We start from the raw sequence: 20310 nt of genomic DNA on the forward strand, positions 1-20310 counted from the left end.
CCGCCATGCCTGTAAATCCCAGTTCTTCAATAGATCCGTTCATGCAGGCGGCGATTGCCGAGGCGGAAGCCGGCCTGAGGGAAGGCGGCATCCCGATCGGTTCGGTGCTTGTTCATCAGGGCAGGATCATCGGGCGAGGTCACAACCGGCGGGTTCAGCAGCGCAGCGCGATCCTGCACGGTGAAATGGATGCGCTCGAGAATGCGGGACGCCTGCCCGCCTCGGTGTACACGCAGAGCGTCCTGTACACGACGTTGTCTCCCTGCGCGATGTGTACCGGCGCGATTTTGCTTTATCGCATTCCGCATGTCGTCGTCGGCGAAAATCTCACCTTTCTGGGAGAAGAAGCGTTGCTGCGGAACCGGGGCGTAAAAGTCGACGTGCTCCAGAATACCCGCTGCATCGACCTGATGGAACAGTTCATCCGGAATCATCGGGCGCTCTGGAACGAAGATATCGGAGCCTGAGTTCCGGCGTAACGGTACCCCGCCGCCCGCCGTACGGCGCGCTTCCGATTGAATGCGCTGCGATCGGGCCAGTCCGCAGCATCAGTCCCTTTATATCGTCAATCGCCAAGCTCGTCCAAGCACTCATTCTGCATAACGCGGCCCGAATCCCCATGAACCGGCGAAACATCTTGCGCAAACCAGCCAGCGATTTCGGCGGCGGGAACGGGGCGGCTAAAGTAAAACCCTTGCACCTCGTCGCAGCCTTCGTTTTTCAGAAAATCCAATTGAGCCTTCGTTTCCACCCCTTCGGCGATGACGGTAAGCTGTAAAGCATGCCCGAGCAGAATGATCGCCCTGGCGATCGCCGCATCTTCCGGATTGCTCGCCAGATCGCGCACGAAGGATTGGTCGATCTTGAGTTTATCGACGGCCAGCCGTTTCAGGTAGGATAGGCTGGAATAGCCCGTACCGAAATCGTCGATCGACAGCTTGATCCCCCTCTTCTTCAATTCGGCGATGGTTTCTATGGCGGCTTCCTGGTCCTGCAGCAGGATGGATTCGGTCAGCTCCAATTCGAGCAGACTGGGCGGCAAACCCGAGTTTTCAAGCGCATGCGCGACAGTTTCCAGAAGATTGCCGCGCTTGAACTGCAAGACGGAAAGATTGACCGCCACGACCAGAGGATACCCTTCGTCGAACCATGACTTGGCCTGGCGGCACGCTTCGTTCAGCACCCATTCGCCGATAGGGATGATCAAGCCGCTACGCTCGGCAAGCGGAATGAACTTGGCGGGCGAGATCATGCCCCGCTCGGGATGCTTCCAGCGCAACAGCGCTTCAACGCCGGAGATGCATCCCCTGGATAAATCGATCTGCGGCTGATAGTGCAGCAGCAACTCCCGGTTTTTCAGCCCGCCGCGTAACTGGCCTTGCAGCCACATCTGTTCCATCCCGTCGCTGTTCATTTGCTCTGTATAAAAGCAGTAGGTGTTCCGGCCGCTGTCCTTCGCGTAAAACATCGCCGTATCCGCTTTTTTGAACAAGGCGTCAAAGTCGGTGCCGTCGTTCGGGAACACGCTGATGCCGATGCTGAAAGTAGCATTGATGAGGTTATTCTCGACCGTGAAAGGTTCGGTAAAAGCCTCGATGATGCTCCGGGCAACCGCATCGATGCAAGCCGGTTGGCGCACATCCGCCATTAGCACGACGAACTGATCGCCTCCGTTGCGGCCCAGCATACCGGTATTCCCGATGCAGCGGTTCAGCCTTTCCGCGACGAGAAGCAATAGCCTGTCGCCCTGGCTATGGCCCAACGTATCGTTGACCTGCTTGAAATTGTCCAGTCCGAGGTAGAGCATGGCTACATGGGCGGAATTGCGGCCGGCGGCTATGATCTTCTGATCGAAGCGGGAACGCAGAAGCCGGCGATTGGGCAATTGCGTCAGAGGATCGTGGTAGGCCATGAAAGACAATTGTTCCTCAGCCCGCTTATGCTCGGCCCGAGTGCGCAGCGTCTCGATTCCATAAGCAAGGTCGCCGGCCAGTTCTTCCAGCAGTTGCACCTCCTCGGAGCTAAAGGCGAAGGGTTCCTGCGAATAGAGGGTGAGTGCACCCAAAACGCCTTTATTGCCGATCAAGGGCAGTGCAATGCTCGACCGGTAGCCGCGCTGCAACGCCGCTTCGCGCCAGGGAGCCATGAGCGGATTGTCCAGGTAATCCTGGTTGATATTCGGGAGACCGGTTCTGATCGCGGTACCGGTCGGGCCGCGTCCGCGTTCGGTATCGGCCCAGGTGACGTTCACGCTGTTCAGGTAGCCCTTTTCGAAACCGGCTTGCGCTACCGGGCGAACGGTCTTGGCTTCGTCGTGTTCCGCAAATCCCACCCAGGCCAACAGGTAGCCGCCCCGCATGACGATCAACCGGCATATCTCGGACAACAACTGATTCTCTTCTTCGGTACGCACCAAGGCCATGTTGCAGTCGCTCAACAGTTTGAGCGACCGGTTGAGCCGGCTGGTATGGGATTCGCTTTCCCTCAATTCGCGGGTCATAACCCGGGCAATCGCAAACGCGCGGTCGCGTCCCGTCACCAGCAGCCAGACAATCAGGCAGGCAAGCATGCTGCCGAGCCCTCCGGCAATGCGGATGAATTGCGCATCATGGCTTTTCAATCTGGATTCGAAGTTGGGCAGCGAACGCACTTCGATTGTCCAGAGATGACCGCCGACGTCGAAGGTTCTGATCGAGCGAAAAACCGGCTCGCGGTCGGCGGCAGGGGCCCCGGTTTCCGCGCCGGAGTTATACATCAAAGCGGCTTGCAAAGGGCGATTCCCGTCATAAATATAAAAGACCAGCGAATTGCCGATCTCGCCGAAGTGTTGACCCAATATGCCGTGCATCAGGTCGAACATCCGGAAGGGTGCATAGACCCAGCCGATCAGGTTTTTCCGCCGATCCGCCGGCGTATCGTCTGGCTGGCCGTTGCGATAGACGGGAAGGTACATCAGAAAACCGGGCTGCATATTATTTTCGGTCTCCTGCACCAGCGTCACCTTGCCGGAAACGATGGCCCGGTTTTCGTCGCGCGCACGCTTCATGGCCGCACGGCGCACCGCTTCCGAATACATGTCGTAGCCGAAGGCGCGCTGGTTGCGCCAGTCGAAAGGTTCCAGATAAATAATGGACGTATAGAAGTCGCGCATCCCGTCCGGGCGGATCGTATACTGGGGGAAACCTTGACCGCGAATGTGCCTGATATGAGCCTCCTTGGCGGAGGCCTTGACCAACTGCGAAAATCCCACGCCCTGGATGCCGGGATACTGCTGCTGCAGCATGAGCCTGCTGACGTATTCGCGGAATTCGTCGCGTTCCACGGAGACCGACGAGACGAACAGCGCTTTCGCGCCCAACAGCACCTGTTCGTAGCCCCGCAGCCGGTTTTCGATATTGACCACAATTTCGTTGGAACGAAAGTCGAAATGCTCGCGCACATTCTCCCGGTTATTGCGGGATACGGCATTCTCCAGCGCGTAAGTTAGCAGCAGTACGCTGCACAGAACCAGCCACGGCAACAGCGATGGAATGGAAAATCTGCTTCGGGAAGTGGAGTGTCGAGTTTCTGTTTTCACGCGGAAAGGGTAGCACAGGAATAGAACTTTGCGGAGCGGTCTCGCCTATTTTCGCATTGCAAAGTCACGGCTATCGGCAAAAGCGGCCGGATCGATACGGCGAAGCTAGCCGATGCCTTTACCTTTCGCCTCAGGGAAAGGCCTCACTGGCCGCCTGGCTTAACGGCATTGCCCCGGCTCCTGTCCGCAACCCCCAAAAGCTTCGAAGGGCGCGGATTTCTGCGACAAACCGGATTTCCAGCCCGGCTTAGAGGCCGGAACTATGGTCGCTGACCAATATCTTGGGCTCCATCATTTCCAACATCGCATATTTCGGCCCTTCCCGTCCCAGGCCCGAATCCTTGACGCCGCCGTAAGGCATATGATCGGCACGGAAACTCGGCACTTCGTTCACCAGGACGCCGCCGACATCCAGATGCTGAAAAGCGTAGCGGATTCGCCGGCTGTCGAAGGTGAATATGCCCGCCTGCAAACCGAAGTTCGAGGTATTGACCGCGTCGACCGCGACCTTGAAATCGGTAAAGGGTTCGATTACTACAACCGGCGCGAACGCTTCTTGTGCGTAGACTTTCATGCCGCGATGGACGCCGGTCAATACGGTCGGCGCGTATAAGCAGCCCTGGCGCGTTCCTCCCGCCAATAACGTCGCTCCGCCCGCGACAGCTTCCTTTACCCAGGATTCGATGCGCATCGCATGCCGTTCGGAGATCATCACCGACAGATCGGTATCGGGCTTCTCCGGATCGCCGATCACCAGCTTCACCATCGTATCCAGAAAATGGCTGACGAACGGCTCGAAAATCGGCCTTTCGACATAGATCCGCTGCGTATGGATACACGACTGGCCAGCATACCTAAATCCGCCTCCGGCCGCTTTTGCGGCAGCGGTCACCACGTCGGCATCTTGTGAAACGATCAGCGCCGCATTGCCGCCGAGTTCCAGCAGCACTTTCTTTTTACCCGCCTGCTGTTTCATCTTCCAGCCGTTCTCCGCCGAACCGGTGAAGCTGAGCAAGGCGAAACGCGGATCGGTAACCAGCCGATTGCCGCCCATGCGGTCCATCGGCAACACCGATAAGGCGCCTTTCGGCAGGCCGGCACGGTCGATGATTTTGGCCAGCGTCAGCGCCGTGATCGGCGTTTTCGACGCCGGCTTCACGACAATCGGGCAGCCGGCCGCGATCGCCGGGGCGATTTTATGCGCGACCAGATTCAGCGGAAAATTGAACGGGGTGATCGCCGCTACCGCGCCGACCGGAAAATAGTTGACGATGGCGTCCTTATGTATGCCGGAACGGTGCCAGTCGATGCTGAGCACTTCGCCCGGCAGGCGCTTGGCTTCTTCGGCTGCGGTCTGAAAAGTCTGCGCCGCGCGTTCGATTTCGACGTTCGCGGTTTTCAGCGGTTTCCCCGCTTCGCGCGCCATGATCACGGCCAGCTCGTCGCGGTGGGCAAGAATGCCTTGCGCAGTTTCGGTTAAAATTCGGAAGCGCTCGTAGACCGGCAGGTCGCGCATCAATCGGCGTACGGCACAGGCGGCGGTAACGGCTGCTTCATATTCGTCTGCGCCGGCGGTAAAAGTCCGGAAAGCGCACTGCTGCGTATAAGGGCTGAACACAGCGAGCGCATCGGCGGCGGTTTTGAATTCTCCGGCCACGTAAATCGGATGAGGAGATTGCTGAATATCTGCCATACGCTTCTAGCCTCACGGAAACTCTCTTGCAGAACCGGGAAGGGTAAATCGCCCTTGCGTTAAACCATTCGGCTAGCGTCCAGGTTTAAGCTAGGAGATACAATCCATCAGACAGAAAAACAGGGGAATTTATCCGGAAAACGGCGCCGGCAAAGCGGCATTCGCTCGGCCGGCGCTATAAAATCGCGAATGGCATCTTTTTCCGAATGGGTTTTCCGTGGAGAGAGAAATCGAGATGTCCGATCAGGCAATCCGAGCCGCATTAGCCGGACCGTAAAAATGTTCGAAACCGATAGCGTCGGCAACGAATGCCGATTGATAAAGCCATGGCGGGCCGAAAACCCGCCATGTCTTGGCGTCAGCGATCAGCGCCGGATTCGGAATGTGCATTTTCCACTGCAACAGGGGCAGGTTCAGCCTCGGTACGGCGCGGACGTTCCGGTTTCGGCGCGGCCTCCAGCTGCAGATCGGCGCTGGGAATAAAATCGTTTTTGGGCGCAGGAGCCTCTTGATGGCCGGCTGCTTCAACGCCGGCTTCTCCGGCAACGCCATTCGTCTCCTGCCTTCTTTGCCCGGCATGTCTCGAACGGCGGCGCGGGCCGCGGCGCTTGCCGTTGAACGATTTTTTCTGCTCGCCGTTGCCGTTGGTGCTGGTGGTCTCAACGATTTGCATCTCGGCATCAGGCACCACCGCCGCCGTTTCCGAAGCCTGCACGCCAAGTTCCAATGTCGGCTCGGAGGATTCGGGCTTTTGCTGTTCGGTTGGCTTCTGCGGTTCGCGCGGAGGACGCGGCGGGCGCGACTCCTGTTGTCTTTCTGCCTGTTCCTTGCCTTGCCGCTTTTTGTTCCTGTCGTGTCGCGACGGTTTGTTTCTCTCCGCCGTCGGCGCCGGCTTTTCCTTGACGGGCGTCTCGACCGGCTGTGGCTGTGGTTCTGGTAAGCCGACCAGTTTGTGCCAGAAGCGCTTGATCAGGCTGGCTGCTTCGCTTCGGTTCTGCATCGGCGCCGGCGATTCGGGTAGAAACTCCCGGATCGCGGCTTTTTCGACGCGCTGTCTCGCCTGTTGCGCAAATTCCGGCAGCGCAATCTCCTCGGCCTTGATCTGTTGGTAGCTGACTTTTTCCTCAACCGCATCTTTCTCCTTGATCCGCTCGATATCGTAGGCGGGCGTTTCCAGATGTTTGCTGGGCAGGATGATGATGTCGACTTTCAGTCGGTTTTCGATCTGCTCAATATTGTTGCGTTTCTCGTTCAGTAAAAAGGTCGCGCAGTCGATCGGCAGATGCGCAATCACCTTTTCGGTGCCTTTTTTCATCGCTTCTTCCTCGATGATCCGCAGCACCGACAGCGCAACCGATTCGACATTCCGAATGGTGCCCTGGCCCTTGCAGCGCGGGCAGGGCAGCTGGGTCGACTCGCCGAGCGACGGACGCATCCGTTGCCTCGACATTTCGAGCAGGCCGAAACGCGAAATGCGGCCGAGCTGAATCCTGGCCCGGTCGATCTTGAGTGCCTCGCGCAGCCGGTTTTCGACCGCGCGCTGGTTCTTGCTCGACATCATGTCGATGAAGTCGATCACGAACAGACCGCCGGAGTCGCGGAGGCGCAGTTGGCGGGCGATTTCGTCGCAGGCTTCGAGGTTGGTGTTCAGCGCGGTTTCCTCGATGTCGCTGCCTTTGGTCGCACGGGCCGAGTTGATGTCGATCGAGGTCAATGCCTCGGTATGGTCGATCACCAGCGCCCCGCCGGAAGGCAAGGGCACTTCGCGGCCGTAGGCGAGTTCGATCTGCGATTCGATCTGGTAGCGGCTGAACAGCGGCACCGAATCCTGATAGAGCTTGGCCTTGGGTAGGAAATGCGGCATCACCTGCTTCAGGAAGTTTTTGACCAGGTGAAACGATTCTTCGTTATCGATCAGAATTTCGTCGATGTTGCCGCGCAGATGATCGCGCAGCGCGCGGATGATTACATTGCTTTCCTGGAACACCAGGAACGGCGCCGTCTGCTCGGTCGAGGAACGCTCGATTGCTTCCCAGAGCTGCATCAGGTAGTTTAAGTCCCATTGCAGTTCTTCGGCGTTTTTGCCGCAGCCGGCCGTGCGTACGATCAGGCCCATGCTGTCCGGAATTTCGAGCGCGGCCATCACTTCGCGCAGTTCGCTGCGGGTTTCGCCTTCGATGCGGCGGGAAATACCGCCGGCCTTGGGATTGTTCGGCATCAGCACCAGATAGGTGCCGGCCAGGCTGATATAGGTGGTCAGCGCGGCGCCCTTGTTGCCGCGTTCTTCCTTTTCGATCTGGACCAGGATTTCCTGGCCTTCCTTCAACTGGTTTTTGATCGATTTGCGGCCGCCACCTTCGTTTTCGCCTTCTTCGGCGCTTTGACGGTAGGCGGGGGCGATTTCCTTGAACGGCAAGAAGCCGTGTTTTTCGGCGCCGTAGTTGACGAAAGCGGCTTCCAGGCTCGGCTCGACCCGGGTAATGATGCCTTTGTATACGTTCGATTTTTTCTGTTCTTTCGAAGGAACCTCTATATCAAAATCATAAAGCTTTTGACCATCTACCAAAGCGACCCGCAATTCTTCCGCCTGCGTGGCATTGATAAGCATTCTTTTCATTTTGTATCCTTGTTTGTATCCTGCTCCTTGGTCAGACTTTACTCTTGCAGACTGATTGTTGTCCCTTGGCTGGTCCGGCTCGGCAAAACGCATCGAATCCTGGGCGTTTGCGGCCTCCAACGTGTTTGGCTTGGCAGGGCTTGTTCACGGAGTCGAGGGACTTTGCTCCCTGCCCGGAGATTCGGCGCCCAAAAGGCCGGCCGGATTAGAATCATCTCAAGCTAAACACTTGCCATGCTGTCTTTCTATCGTCTTGACGGTAAATTCTGTCTTCAACAGGTGTTATAAATCGTTCTTTTTAATCGTTTTGCTATTCGCGGGGGCATATGCCCGGAATTCTTCGCCATCAATGACTTGCGCCCTCGGCTGACCTTTTTGACGGCGGTTCGGGGCGGCTTTCCGGATGGAAATCCGCCGGGAAAAGGGAAGTTCTTATACTATAGCCAGCCTAATATAACAACCTTATGGCTTGACATCAATTTAAACAATTAATCCGGCCGTAATGCTGGTATCATTTGCCGCATGAATAAAGACTCCGAACCCTTATTGCCTACCGTACAGCTGGTCGAAATCACCGAAGACAACAACGATCAGCGCCTCGACAATTTTCTGCTGACCCGCCTGAAAGGCGTTCCCAAAAGCCGGATTTACCGGATCGTCCGCAAAGGCGAGGTGCGCGTCAATAAAGGCCGCGTCGACGTCAATTACCGGCTGATGACCGGCGATATCGTCAGAATCCCTCCGGTCCGGGTCGCCGAAAAAGCCGAGCAGACGAGCTTTGTGCCGCAAACCTTGCGCGATGCGCTGCAGCGCGGGATTCTGTATGAAGACGAAGGCTTCATGGTGATCAACAAACCGGCCGGGTATCCGGTGCACGGCGGCAGCGGCGTCGACGCCGGAATCATCGAAGGCTTGCGCCGGCTTCGTCCGGAGGCGACATTCCTGGAACTGGTGCACCGGCTCGACCGGGACACTTCCGGCTGCCTGATCATCGCGAAAAAGCGCAGTGCCTTGCGCAGGCTGCACGAGCTGTTTCGCGACGATCATATACACAAAACCTACCTGGCACTGTTGGCCGGCCAATGGGCGCGGAAGAAAATGGTTGTGAGCGCGCCGCTGCTGAAGAACGTCAGCAAGGGCGGCGAGCGGATCGTGGTCGTCAGCCAGGCGGGCAAGGAAGCCGAAACGATGTTCCGGCGCCTGAAGCTGTTCAAGAACGCGACCCTGATCGAAGCGTCGCCGAAAACCGGTCGCACGCACCAGATCCGGGTGCATGCCGCCTGGCTCGGTCATCCGATCGTCGGCGACGAACGTTACGGCTTGGCGGAGGTCAACAAAACCTTTCACGGCAAAGGCTACAAACGGATGTTCCTGCATGCGCGGGAACTGGCTTTCGAGCATCCGGCCACCGGCAAGCCGATCCGCTTCGAAGCGCCTTTGCCGCCGCAACTGCAGGAACTGCTGGACCATGAAGAACCGGTTTGAGTTATTGATCTTCGACTGGGACGGCACGCTGATGGACTCGATCGGTTGGATCGTGCATTGCCTGCAGACGGCCGCCGACCGGCTCGGCTGTCCGGTTCCGCCTCCTCAAGCCGCGAAGGATGTGATCGGCCTCAGCATCGTCCGCGCGATGGATACCCTGTTTCCCGAGGCCGGCCCTGAACTTCGGGAACAATTAGTGCGGGCCTACAGTCAAGAGTATGCGTCCAGGACCCTGGGGCCCGGCGATTTGTTCGCAGGCGTCCGGGATATGCTGGAAGAATTGAACGAGGCGGGCTACCGCCTAGCGGTCGCGACCGGCAAGACGCGGGCCGGACTGCAAAAAGCGCTGGAGGCGACCGGAACCGAAACGCTTTTTTATACCACCCGCGCCGCGGACGAAACCGCTTCCAAACCCGATCCCCTTATGTTGTTGGAAATCATGCTTCATGCCGACACGGCGCCCGAACGGACATTGATGATCGGCGATTCGATTCACGACTTGCAAATGGCGCAACATGCCAAAATATCCGCGATCGGCGTTTGCTGCGGCGCACATTCCGAAGAAATCCTGCAACAATACCGACCGTTGCTATGCTTACGGCAACCGGCGGAACTGCTGAATATCATTTGAGGTGACCATGAACGAAAATCAACAGGACAAAGCGAGCGCGAATCCCTCGGGCGAAACGGGTTGGGAACGGTCCGTGCTCGAAAAAGTCGCGCTGGCCGCGATCGAGGAGCAGGCCCGGGCGCGGCGTTGGGGCATTGTCTTCAAGTCCGCGACGCTCCTGTATCTGACCGTGCTGCTCGGCATCGTCGCTCTGCCGGGACTGAAGAAGGGTATCGGCGGCGGCGATAAGGAGCATACCGCAGTGGTCGAGGTGATCGGCATGATTGCGGAAGACAAGGCGGCGAATGCCGATTCGATCATCGACAGCCTGCGCAAAGCGGTCAAGGACGAGCATACCAAAGGCGTGATCCTGCATGCGAATTCGCCCGGCGGCAGTCCGGTGCAGTCGCATTACGTCTATGAAGAGATCCGCAAGCTGAAGAAAGAATATCCGAAGATTCCGATCTATGCGGTGGTCGGCGATATCTGCGCCTCGGGCTGCTATTACATTGCTTCGGCCAGCGACAAGATTTTCGTGAGCCAGGCCAGTCTGGTTGGCTCGATTGGGGTGATCATGGACGGCTTCGGCTTTGTCGAAACGATGCAGAAATTCGGTATCGAACGGCGGGTACTGACGGCGGGCGCACATAAGGCGATGCTCGATCCGTTCTCGCCGCGCAAGGAAGACGAAACGCGGTTTATGCAAGACCTGCTCGAACAGGTGCACCAGCAGTTTATTAAGGCCGTCAAAGACGGCCGCGGCGCCCGCCTGAAGGATTCGCCGGATTTGTTTTCCGGCCTGGTCTGGACCGGCGAGGAAAGCCTTAGGCTCGGCATCGCCGATGCCTACGGCAGCGACGATTCGGTCGCGAAGGAGGTCATCGGCGCGAAAAAGCTGGTCGATTTCACCGAGCAGGAAAGCGTGCTGGACCGGTTGGCCGGCAAGCTGGGTACTTCGTTCGGGCATGCGATCGGCAGCGTGATGCAGAACTGGCAACTGAAATAACCGGTTCATGGCTTATTCAGCCAGTTGGGTTAATATTAACTTCAAATTAACCGTTTTTTCAGTTGAAGGCATGCCGCTCCCGCCTTCGGGAACGCATGCCGGCGTCCGGATTATTATGAGACAGTTACCCGTGTTGCTTTTGTTATGCGCTGCGTTAGCCGGCCATGCCGCAGCCGATGATTTCATGGTCAGAATCAGCCTCGATCAGGCAACCCGCCAGGTGCTCGGCAGCGGCAACCACCGTGTCTTGGGCGCGCAGACGATTATGATCGAAGGCAGGGAAGTGCATGTGATCAAGGTGCTGACGCCCGACGGACGCGTCCGCTACTTCCGGATCGACGCCGAAACCGGCGCATTCTTGGGCTGATCAGCGCAGTAAACGGAGTCCTCATGCGTATTCTGGTAGTCGAAGACGAACAAGTATTATCCGATCAGATTCAGCAGTTTCTGGGCGACAAAGGTTTCGCGGTCGATAAGGCCCATAACGGCCGGGACGGCTTGTTTATGGCCAAGGAATATCCGGTCGATGCCGCAATCGTCGATATCGGCCTGCCCGATTTCTCCGGGATAGAACTGATCCGGCGCCTGCGCAAGGACAAAGTGACCGTGCCGATCCTGATTCTGACCGCGCGCAGCCGCTGGCAGGAAAAAGTCGAAGGGCTCGAAGCCGGGGCGGACGATTACCTGGTCAAGCCGTTCCACTACGAAGAGCTCTTGGCGCGCCTCAACGCCCTGCTGCGCCGTTCGGTCGGCCAGGCGCATCCGGTTCTGACCCACGGCAATATCCAGCTCGACACGGTCGCGCAGGAGGTTAGCGTCGACGGCGTCAAGCTCGAGCTGACCGCTTACGAATACAAGGTGCTCGAATATCTGATGTTTCGGAAGGGCGAGCTGATTTCGAAAGCGGTACTGACTCAGCATATTTACGACGAAGATTTCGACCGCGACAGCAATGTGATCGAAGTCTTCATCGGACGTCTCAGAAAAAAACTCGATCCTGACGGCACCCGCAAGCCGATCGAGACGCTGCGCGGACGCGGCTACCGAATTCCGCTGGAGCCCTCCTGAAGGGCCTGTGCCGCCAATTGCCTCAATGCGAGGCGCACCGGCCTGGGCTTGCGTCTCCCTCTTCCGTTTGCTTGACGGTTAATCCCGCCTCCCATGAAAAGCCCGTCCCCTAACCCGGACTGCCGGTTTGAAAGTGCTGCCGAGTTCCGTTTTTACGAAGAGCTGAACGATTTTTTGCGCCCGGAACAGCGTAAGCAAACGCTGATTTACCGCTTCAACGGCCATCCCGGCATCAAGGATCCGATCGAAGTGCTCGGGGTGCCGCATACCGAGGTCGATCTGATCGTCGTGAACGGCGAATCGGTCGGCTTCGGCTACCGTCTCAAAAACGCCGACCGGGTTGCCGTTTATCCGGTATTCGAAAGCTTCGACATTTCCCCCATCGTCCGCCTGCGCGAGGCGCCGCTGCGCGGTACCGCCTTCGTCGTCGACGTGAATCTGGGCAAGCTGGCCCGATTGCTGCGGCTGTTCGGTTTCGATACGCTGTTTGCCGACGCGCTGGACGACAAGGAAATCGTGGCCGTTTCGGTCGAGCAGCAGCGCATCATTTTGACTCGCGACCGGCGCCTGCTGTACGCGAAAGCTGTCACGCACGGCTATTGGGTGCGGGCGGTCAAGCCTTTGGATCAGCTCGCCGAGGTGGTAAAACGCTTCGATCTGGCCAATCAGCTGAAGCCGTTCAGCCGCTGCACGGCCTGCAATGCTCTGATCGAGCCGGTCGAAAAACGGGCGGTGATGGATTTGCTGGAGCCGAAAACCCGGCTGTATTACGAACGCTTTTGCCGTTGCCCGGCTTGCGGGAAAGTGTATTGGGAAGGATCGCATATCGATCACATGCGGCAGCGCTTTGCCGAATATCTTCGGTAGATACGGCCTTCGCTTTCCTCATTCCACGCTCTGTGTGAGAATACGGTCTGAACCGTTGCGGTTCGGGACGCAGAGTTTCCTTCAGCGTCTTTCCACGATGAGCCCAGAACGTGGAAACAATGAGCCTGACGATCCGCATTGTCAACACCTGCCAGGTTTTAAAGCCTGGCAGGTCTCGACAATCCTTAATGCAATTCCCGGTGCCTGACGATCACATTCGGGAACGGGCTGCGAAAACGCCTGGCCAGCGAGTCGATCAGGTAGACCGAGCGGTGCTGACCGCCGGTGCAGCCGATCGCGATAGTCAGATAACTGCGGCCTTCGGCTTCGAAACGGACAACCCAGCGTTCGAGGAAACCGACGATGTCCTGGTAAAACTCGTTTACCAGCGGCTGGCTTTTCAGAAATTCGATCACCGCCTCGTCTTTGCCGGTCAAGCCCCGAAGTTCGGGCAGCCAGTAAGGATTGGGCAGGCTGCGCGCGTCGAACACGAAATCGGCGTCCAGCGGAATGCCGTGCTTGAAACCGAAGGACTGGAACTGCAGCGAGATTTGACGGGTATCGCGCTCGCCGATCTGATTGCGGATCAGTTCGCGCAGTTCGTGGTAATGCGTCCGGCTGGTATCGATCACGAAGCTCGCATAGCGCGCGATCGGGGTCAGCATTTCCTTTTCGATCCGGAGCGCTTCCTTGAGCGGGGTATTGAGATCGGTCAGCGGGTGTTTTCGGCGCGTTTCGCTGTAGCGCTTCAGCAGCACCGACTCCTCCGCCTGCATGAAAATCACTTCGCAATCGATTTTTTTCTTGCGAATCACGTTCATGCTTTCGGAAAAATTCAGCAGGCTATCCGACGGGTTCCGCGAATCGATTCCGATCGCGGTTTTGGCGTAGGTGACCTTATCGGTCAGCATCACGCGGGTAATGAAATCGTCCAGTAACGAGACCGGCAGGTTGTCGATGCAATAATAACCGCAGTCCTCCAATGTATCGAGGGCAATGCTTTTGCCTGAGCCTGACAGTCCGCTGACGATCAATAATTTCATGGGAGAGGCCAAAGGTTTAAGGTACAAGGCTCAAGGCAGGCAGTTTGCGCGGCGGCACCACTCCCTCTTACTCGCGCCTTTCGCCTTGCACCCGCTTGGATCAATGCCCCAAATGCTTTTCTTTGTGCTTGATGATTTGACGGTCCAGTTTGTCGACCATATTGTCGATCGCAACATACATGTCGTCCTGCTGATCTTCGGCGAACAACTTTGCGCCGCTGATCTGCAGAGTCGCCTCGGCTTTGTGAATCAACTTTTCGACGGCCAGTATGACATGGACGTCGGTCACGTTGTCGAAATGGCGAGCCAGCTTTTCAAATTTCGAATCCACGTGCGCTTTCAGCGAGTCGGTGATTTCGAGATGATGGCCGGTGACGATAACTTGCATATTAAACTCCTCTATTGTTAAATGATTATTATGCGGAAACCTACAAAATGCGTTTTCTTTCGCTTGATGAGGCGATCAGCATGGCTTCGCGATATTTCGCAATGGTTCTGCGGGCGACTTGAATGCCCTTTTCTTGCAGCAGTTCGGCTATTTTACTATCACTGAGCGGTTTTGCCGGATTTTCGTTACTGATAAGCTCCTTGATGAAGGCGCGTATCGCGGTGGACGAGCATTCGCCGCCGCCTTCGGTCGAGACGTGGCTGGAGAAAAAGTATTTGAATTCGTAGATGCCGCGCGGCGTGTGCATGTATTTTTGGGTGGTGACCCGGGAGATGGTCGACTCGTGCAGTTCGAGTTCTTCGGCGATTTCCTTCAAGACCATCGGCTTCATTGCGATCGAACCGTGTTCGAGAAAGCCGGTCTGTTTTTCGACGATGCTGCGCGCGACCCGAAGCAGCGTATCATTGCGGCTGTTCAGGCTCTTGATGAACCAGCGCGCCTCCTGCAGATGGTCCTTCATGCAGACGTTGTCCTTGCTGTCGTCGGCGCGTTTGATCATCGAAGAATAGTACGGATTGATCCGCAGTTTCGGCGCGATGTCGGGATTCAGGCTGACCTGCCAGCGGCCGTTCCGTTTGGCGACATAGACGTCGGGAATCACATAGCTCGATTCGGCCTCCTGGATTTTGGCGCCGGGCTTCGGGTCGAGAGTCCGGATCAATGCGACCGCGGCGGCAAGCTGCTGTTCGCCGAGATTCAGTTTCCGCATCAGTTTGTTGCGTTCCTGCGTAGCCAACAGATCCAGATATTGGGTTACGATGCGCAAGGCTTCCGGGCGGTAAGGCGTATCGGAAGGCAACTGCTCCAGTTGCAGGCGCAGGCTGTCGGCCAGGTCGACAGCCGCCACGCCGGGCGGGTCGAAATGTTGAATCCGGTGCAGGACAGCCTTCACTTCGTCGACATCGAGCTCTTCGATCTGGCTTGAGAGGCCTTCGAAAATTTCCTCAATGCCGGCAGTTAAATACCCTTCTTCATTGACCGAATCGATGATCGCGAGCGCAATCGCATGGTCGCGTTCGGTAAACTTGGTCAGATCGACCTGCCATAACAGATGGTCATACAGCGTCGACGATTTGCTGCGCTGGGATTCGAAATCATGTTCGTCCGAACCGTCATTGCCGCTCCATTCGGGTGTGGCGTCGAAAGTGTCTTCCCAAGAAGAATCGACCGGCAATTCGTCCGGGATGTCGGTCAGCGAACCTTCGCTGGTGACCGTGTCGGAGTTGTCGACCTTTTTTTCCGGTACCGGCTCGAGTATTGGCGTACTATTCTCGTCTTCGCCGAGTTCCAGCATCATGTTCGATTCGAGCGCCTGCTCGATTTCCTGCTGCAAGTCGAGCGTCGACATCTGCAAAAGACGGATCGCCTGCTGCAATTGCGGCGTCATCGTCATTTGTTGGCCGAGTTTGAAATGGAGCGACTGTTTCATGGCGGTGAGTTAAGGTAAGCGTTCGGATTTAAAGACTAAACTTATCGCCCAGATACACTTTGCGCACTTCTTCGTTGGCGACAATCGCATCGGCCCCGCCTTCGGCGATGACCCTGCCGTCATTAAGTATATATGCTCTGTCGCAAATACCCAGCGTTTCCCGGACATTGTGTTCGGTGATCAGGATGCCGATGCCGCGGTCTTTCAGATGGACGATGATGTTTTTGATGTCTTCGACCGAAATCGGATCGACGCCGGCGAAAGGTTCGTCCAGCAGGATGAAGCGGGGATTGGTAGCCAGTGCCCTGGCGATTTCGAGACGCCGCCGTTCGCCGCCCGAAAGACTCATGGCCATTTGCTTCCGGAGGTGCGGAATGTGCAGTTCCTCCAGCAGGTTTTCGATGGCCAGATCAATCTCGCCGCGGCTCAGGTCGCCGCGCAGTTCCAGTACGGCCCGAATATTGTCCGCGACGTTGAGCTTGCGGAAGATCGATGCTTCCTGCGGCAGATAGCCGATGCCCAAGCGGGCGCGCAGGTGCATCGGGTGATGGGTAATGTCCAGGTCGTCGAGGGCGATCCGGCCGCCGTCGGCCTTGACTAAGCCCACCATCATGTAAAAGCTGGTCGTTTTGCCGGCGCCGTTAGGCCCCAAAAGGCCGACGATCTCGCCGGTATCCACCTCGAGCGAGACGCCTTTCACGACATGGCGCTGATTGTAGTTCTTGATCAGTTGGCTGGCGGTAAGTCGGGTCATCGCGGTTTATTTCTTGGCTTTCGCTTTCGGTTGCAGGGTCACGCGCACGCGCTTGGAATCGGTCGATTTGTCGCCGGCCTTGACCAGCGAAGTATTGATGTCGTACTCGATATAATCGCTTTTATAAGTGCCGTTGCCTTGTTTGACCGTGGCGTTGTCTTTTAGAACCAGCAGGTTCTTTTTGGGATAATACTCGCCGATCAGCGCGTCGCCGATGATGTCTTCCTTGCCGGGGCTCGGCGTTTGCTTGAAATGGGCCGGGTTGCCGGTAAACACCAGTTTTTCCGCCTCGCCGTCGACAAAATGCACGACCAGTTTGTCCGAGTTGACCCGGATGCTGCCCTGAACCGAAATCACGTCACCGGTATAGATGCTGACCGCGGCCTTGTCATCGTAGGTCGCGGTATTCGAATCGATCGTGATCGGCTGCTCCGAATCGGTTGCCAACGCATACGCATCGGTTCCGTATAAACCGGACAGCATCAGACAAAGGCTTAAAAAGCCGCAAAATTTACTTGGTTTCATATTTACCCTGTACTTTCGACAGCAGCTGCAAATGCACCGGCTGCTCGAAGACCAGTTTCATGCCGACGCCGACGGTACGGTTGGGCGGGCTGATCAATTCGGCCCATTCGTCGGTTTCGGCGTAATGCGTTTCGGGTTTGACTCTGGCATTCGAGGTGTTGATCAGCAGAGGCTTCACGCCTTTGCCTGCGGCCCGCTCGACCTTCACCTTGCCGTTCAATTGCAGATCCTTGCCGTCGGCGGACAAAATACCCGCTTCCGCATTGATCACCCAGGAAGGCGCCGTTTCATTATGGAAAATCATCAGCGGTTTGTCCAAATGGGTGGTGCCGTCGTCGCTGTAATGGGTCATCCTGTCGGCGGTCAATTGGTTCTTCAGCAGCCCGTCCTCGCCCATCTCCCATTTGCGGTAGCCGACGCTGAAATAATCCGGGCTGTGCGGCGGCACCACCATCACGCCGCCTTCCTCGGTGACGGTCAGCCTGACCAGGCCCCAGCTCAACAGGGCGAGCACGCCCAAATAGACATGGATGCGTAAATGGCGCAGCCTCATTGCAGGTAACTGTTCAAAATCGCATCGTAATTGCCTTGCGCCTGCATGATCAAATCGCAGACTTCCCGCACCGCACCGCGGCCGCCGGGCAGTGTCGTGCTCCAGTGCGCGCGAGTCTTCACGTCCGGATGCGCGTCATTTACCGCGACCGCGAGGCCGGCCCGGACCATCAGCGGCAAATCCAGCAGATCGTCGCCGACATAGGCCGTCTGTTCGGGTGTGTGCCCGGTTTTGCCGAGCAGTTCTTCAAAGGCGTGGCGTTTGTTCTCGTGGCCCTGGTAGACGTACTGGATCCCGAGCATCTTCATCCTGAGCGCGACCGATTTGGACTTGCGCCCGGAAATGATCGCGATATCCACGCCGGTGCGTTTGAGCAGCTTGATGCCGTGGCCGTCGCGGGCATGGAAAAACTTATATTCGTTGCCGAAAAAATCGAACAGCAGCCGGCCGTCGGTCAGGACGCCGTCGACGTCGAGCACCAATAATTTGATCTTTCGGGCTTTTTCAATCACTGCTTGCATGGGTGCTCCTAAACGATGCCGGCCCGGATCAGATCGTGCATGTTCAAGGCGCCGATCGCGCGGCGTCCCGGATCGGTTACGATCAGCGCATTGATGCGTTTTTGTTCCATGATCCGCATTGCTTCGGCCGCCATCGTATCGCCGCCGATCGTGGTGCAGTTCGCGGTCATCACTTCGGCGATCCGGGTCTTATGGATATCGAAGTTCCTGGCGAGCATGCGGCGCAAGTCGCCGTCGGTGAAAATGCCCGCCACCTTGTTGTCCGCACCGGTGATCGCGGTCATGCCCAGCTTTTTTTGCGTCATTTCGAGCAGCGCTTCGCTGATCAACGCATTTTCACGCACCGCCGGCATCTCGGCGCCGGTATGCATGATGTCGCTGACCCGGAGCAGCAGGCGCTTGCCGAGGCTGCCGCCCGGATGCGAGAGGGCGAAATCGTCCCGCGTAAAGCCGCGCGCTTCCAGCAGTGAAACCGCGAGCGCATCGCCCATCGCCAGCGCGGCGGTCGTACTCGATGTCGGTGCCAGGCCGAGCGGGCAGGCCTCCTGGGCGACGCCGACATGGATATGCGCGGTCGCCAGCAAGCCCAGGGTCGATGCCGGATTGCCGGTCATCGCAATCAACGGCACGCCGAGCCGCTTGATGATCGGCAGGATCGTCAACACTTCCTCGGTTTCGCCGGAATTGGACAGCGCCAGCACTACATCCTGCCGGGTAATCATCCCGAGATCGCCGTGGCTGGCCTCCCCCGGATGCACGAAAAACGCCGGCGTGCCGGTGCTGGCCAGGGTCGCGGCGATTTTACCGGCGATATGGCCCGATTTGCCCATCCCGGTTACGACGACCCGGCCGGTGCAGGCAAACATCAGCCTACAAGCTGCGGTGAAATGCTCGTCGATGCGTTCGGCCAGCGCCGCAACGGCCTGCGCCTCCACCTGGATCACTGCCAATGCCAAAGCGCGCAGTTCCTGATCGTGCAGCATCATCTGCCGGGGCGGCGGCCGGGCCGCAGGATTAAAATCATTGACGAGCATCGGTTAAACATAAAGCATACATTATGCCATGAGTCGGCCGGTAATGGTCTATAGGCGGACAGTGAAAATTAGGAAGGCGCGTTCGCAGGTAGTTGATTGCCAAACCGCACAGGATGCGAAAGAAACCCGGTATCCCGGCCGGCGGCGGTGCGGCACCGCCAATTCAGGATAATATATTGACTTTATAAGGATTATTCAGTGAGAATATAGGGTTCGTATTGCCATTCCCAATTTGAAGCTGCGCATGGAAAACCGCGTAAAACAACAAGACAATCTGGTCAGTGTGCGCAATCTTTCGTTTTCCCGCGGCGAGAAAAAAATCTTCGACGACGTTTCGCTGTCGATCGAACGCGGCAAAATCACCGCAATCATGGGGCCCAGCGGCACCGGCAAGACGACCCTGCTGAAACTGATCGGCGGCCAGTTGGCGCCCGCCTCCGGCTCGATTCACGTCGACGGTTTGAATGTGCATCGGCTTAAGCGGGCGGAATTGTACAATCTCAGAAAGCGCATGGGCATGCTGTTCCAAAGCGGCGCGCTCTTGACCGACATGAGCGTTTACGACAATGTCGCGTTCCCTTTGCGCGAGCATACGCATCTGCCCGAGTCGATGATCCGCACCCTGGTGCTGATGAAGCTGCACGCGGTTGGCCTGCGCGGCGCACGCAACCTGATGCCGAGCGAACTGTCCGGCGGGATGGCCCGGCGGATCGCCTTGGCGCGTGCGATTGCACTCGATCCGATGATGATCATGTACGACGAACCGTTTACCGGTCAGGACCCGATTTCGATGGGCGCGCTGGTGCATCTGATCAAATCGCTGAACACGACGCTCGGCCTGACCAGTATCATCGTCTCGCACGACGTGCAGGAAACGCTGGCGATCGCTGACTACGCCTACCTGATTTCGGAAGGCAGGATTGCCGGCCAGGGAACGCCCGAGCAAATCCGGCAATCCCCGTCCGAGTGGGTGCAGCAGTTCATCACCGGGGCGGCCGACGGTCCGGTGCATTTTCACTATCCCGCCAAAGACTATTTCGACGACCTGGTCTCGACAGGACGGCGGTACTGATTTTCGGA

At 57.5% G+C, this 20310-nt stretch carries 19 protein-coding genes; 8 read left to right on the top strand and 11 right to left on the bottom strand.

Annotation, left to right across the window (positions count from 1 at the left end; genetic code table 11):
* The first annotated feature begins 5 nt into the window (after positions 1-5).
* Entirely contained in the window at positions 6-467 is a 462-nt protein-coding gene (locus tag JJL52_RS03060) for a nucleoside deaminase (RefSeq protein WP_202050922.1), read from the top strand.
* Positions 468-565: 98 nt separating this feature from the next.
* Here the strand turns inward: JJL52_RS03060 and JJL52_RS03065 are convergent, their stop codons facing one another.
* The 3 genes from JJL52_RS03065 to JJL52_RS03075 form a co-directional block, all read right to left on the bottom strand.
* Entirely contained in the window at positions 566-3520 is a 2955-nt protein-coding gene (locus JJL52_RS03065) for a bifunctional diguanylate cyclase/phosphodiesterase (RefSeq protein ID WP_202050923.1), read from the bottom strand.
* Positions 3521-3824: 304 nt separating this feature from the next.
* The gene (locus tag JJL52_RS03070; protein WP_202050924.1) at positions 3825-5270 is read right to left on the bottom strand and encodes an aldehyde dehydrogenase family protein; all 1446 of its coding nucleotides are present in this window, start codon (positions 5268-5270) and stop codon (positions 3825-3827) included.
* A gap of 358 nt (positions 5271-5628) precedes the next feature.
* Positions 5629-7887, bottom strand: a complete 2259-nt coding sequence (locus JJL52_RS03075) for an Rne/Rng family ribonuclease (protein ID WP_202050925.1) — start codon at positions 7885-7887, stop codon at positions 5629-5631.
* 522 nt (positions 7888-8409) lie between these two features.
* Here JJL52_RS03075 and rluC point away from each other — a divergent pair.
* From rluC to JJL52_RS03105, 6 genes are all read left to right on the top strand, one after another.
* A complete protein-coding gene (rluC, locus tag JJL52_RS03080) occupies positions 8410-9372 on the top strand; it encodes a 23S rRNA pseudouridine(955/2504/2580) synthase RluC (protein ID WP_202050926.1) in 963 nt (320 codons plus the stop codon).
* Positions 9356-10003 (top strand): HAD-IA family hydrolase, encoded by a 648-nt coding sequence (locus JJL52_RS03085; protein ID WP_202050927.1) that lies wholly within the window; start codon positions 9356-9358, stop codon positions 10001-10003. The genes rluC and JJL52_RS03085 overlap by 17 nt, the downstream gene beginning before the upstream one ends.
* Positions 10004-10010: 7 nt before the next feature.
* Positions 10011-10988, top strand: a complete 978-nt coding sequence (gene sppA, locus JJL52_RS03090; protein ID WP_202050928.1) for a signal peptide peptidase SppA — start codon at positions 10011-10013, stop codon at positions 10986-10988.
* A gap of 115 nt (positions 10989-11103) precedes the next feature.
* Positions 11104-11355: a PepSY domain-containing protein gene (locus JJL52_RS03095; RefSeq protein ID WP_202050929.1), complete on the top strand. Its 252-nt coding sequence runs from the start codon at positions 11104-11106 to the stop codon at positions 11353-11355.
* A 23-nt stretch (positions 11356-11378) separates the two neighbouring features.
* Positions 11379-12056, top strand: coding sequence for a response regulator transcription factor (locus JJL52_RS03100; protein ID WP_202050930.1), 678 nt, complete (start codon positions 11379-11381; stop codon positions 12054-12056).
* A gap of 93 nt (positions 12057-12149) precedes the next feature.
* Positions 12150-12923 carry a Mut7-C RNAse domain-containing protein gene (locus JJL52_RS03105; RefSeq protein WP_202050931.1) on the top strand — a complete coding sequence of 258 codons (774 nt, stop codon included), beginning with the start codon at positions 12150-12152 and terminating at the stop codon, positions 12921-12923.
* Between the two features lie 185 nt (positions 12924-13108).
* On the opposite strand, the gene rapZ is transcribed toward JJL52_RS03105, so the two are convergent.
* From rapZ to JJL52_RS03145, 8 genes are all read right to left on the bottom strand, one after another.
* Positions 13109-13966: an RNase adapter RapZ gene (gene rapZ, locus JJL52_RS03110; protein ID WP_202050932.1), complete on the bottom strand. Its 858-nt coding sequence runs from the start codon at positions 13964-13966 to the stop codon at positions 13109-13111.
* A gap of 100 nt (positions 13967-14066) precedes the next feature.
* On the bottom strand, positions 14067-14354 hold the full coding sequence (hpf, locus tag JJL52_RS03115) for a ribosome hibernation-promoting factor, HPF/YfiA family (protein WP_202050933.1): 288 nt from the start codon (positions 14352-14354) through the stop codon (positions 14067-14069).
* A 40-nt stretch (positions 14355-14394) separates the two neighbouring features.
* On the bottom strand, positions 14395-15843 hold the full coding sequence (locus JJL52_RS03120; RefSeq protein WP_202050934.1) for an RNA polymerase factor sigma-54: 1449 nt from the start codon (positions 15841-15843) through the stop codon (positions 14395-14397).
* A 28-nt stretch (positions 15844-15871) separates the two neighbouring features.
* On the bottom strand, positions 15872-16597 hold the full coding sequence (lptB, locus tag JJL52_RS03125) for an LPS export ABC transporter ATP-binding protein (RefSeq protein WP_202050935.1): 726 nt from the start codon (positions 16595-16597) through the stop codon (positions 15872-15874).
* 6 nt (positions 16598-16603) lie between these two features.
* Positions 16604-17080, bottom strand: coding sequence for a lipopolysaccharide transport periplasmic protein LptA (gene lptA, locus JJL52_RS03130; RefSeq protein WP_236994012.1), 477 nt, complete (start codon positions 17078-17080; stop codon positions 16604-16606).
* A 28-nt stretch (positions 17081-17108) separates the two neighbouring features.
* A complete protein-coding gene (lptC, locus tag JJL52_RS03135) occupies positions 17109-17675 on the bottom strand; it encodes an LPS export ABC transporter periplasmic protein LptC (protein ID WP_202050937.1) in 567 nt (188 codons plus the stop codon).
* The gene (gene kdsC / locus JJL52_RS03140; RefSeq protein WP_202050938.1) at positions 17672-18196 is read right to left on the bottom strand and encodes a 3-deoxy-manno-octulosonate-8-phosphatase KdsC; all 525 of its coding nucleotides are present in this window, start codon (positions 18194-18196) and stop codon (positions 17672-17674) included. The genes lptC and kdsC overlap by 4 nt, the downstream gene beginning before the upstream one ends.
* 8 nt (positions 18197-18204) lie before the next feature.
* Positions 18205-19182, bottom strand: a complete 978-nt coding sequence (locus JJL52_RS03145) for a KpsF/GutQ family sugar-phosphate isomerase (RefSeq protein ID WP_202051043.1) — start codon at positions 19180-19182, stop codon at positions 18205-18207.
* A 292-nt stretch (positions 19183-19474) separates the two neighbouring features.
* Here JJL52_RS03145 and JJL52_RS03150 point away from each other — a divergent pair, with 292 nt between their 5' ends.
* Positions 19475-20302 carry an ATP-binding cassette domain-containing protein gene (locus JJL52_RS03150; RefSeq protein ID WP_202050939.1) on the top strand — a complete coding sequence of 276 codons (828 nt, stop codon included), beginning with the start codon at positions 19475-19477 and terminating at the stop codon, positions 20300-20302.
* Positions 20303-20310 lie beyond the last annotated feature (8 nt).

The organism is Candidatus Methylomicrobium oryzae (assembly GCF_016745425.1).
Lineage (GTDB): Bacteria > Pseudomonadota > Gammaproteobacteria > Methylococcales > Methylomonadaceae > Methylomicrobium > Methylomicrobium oryzae.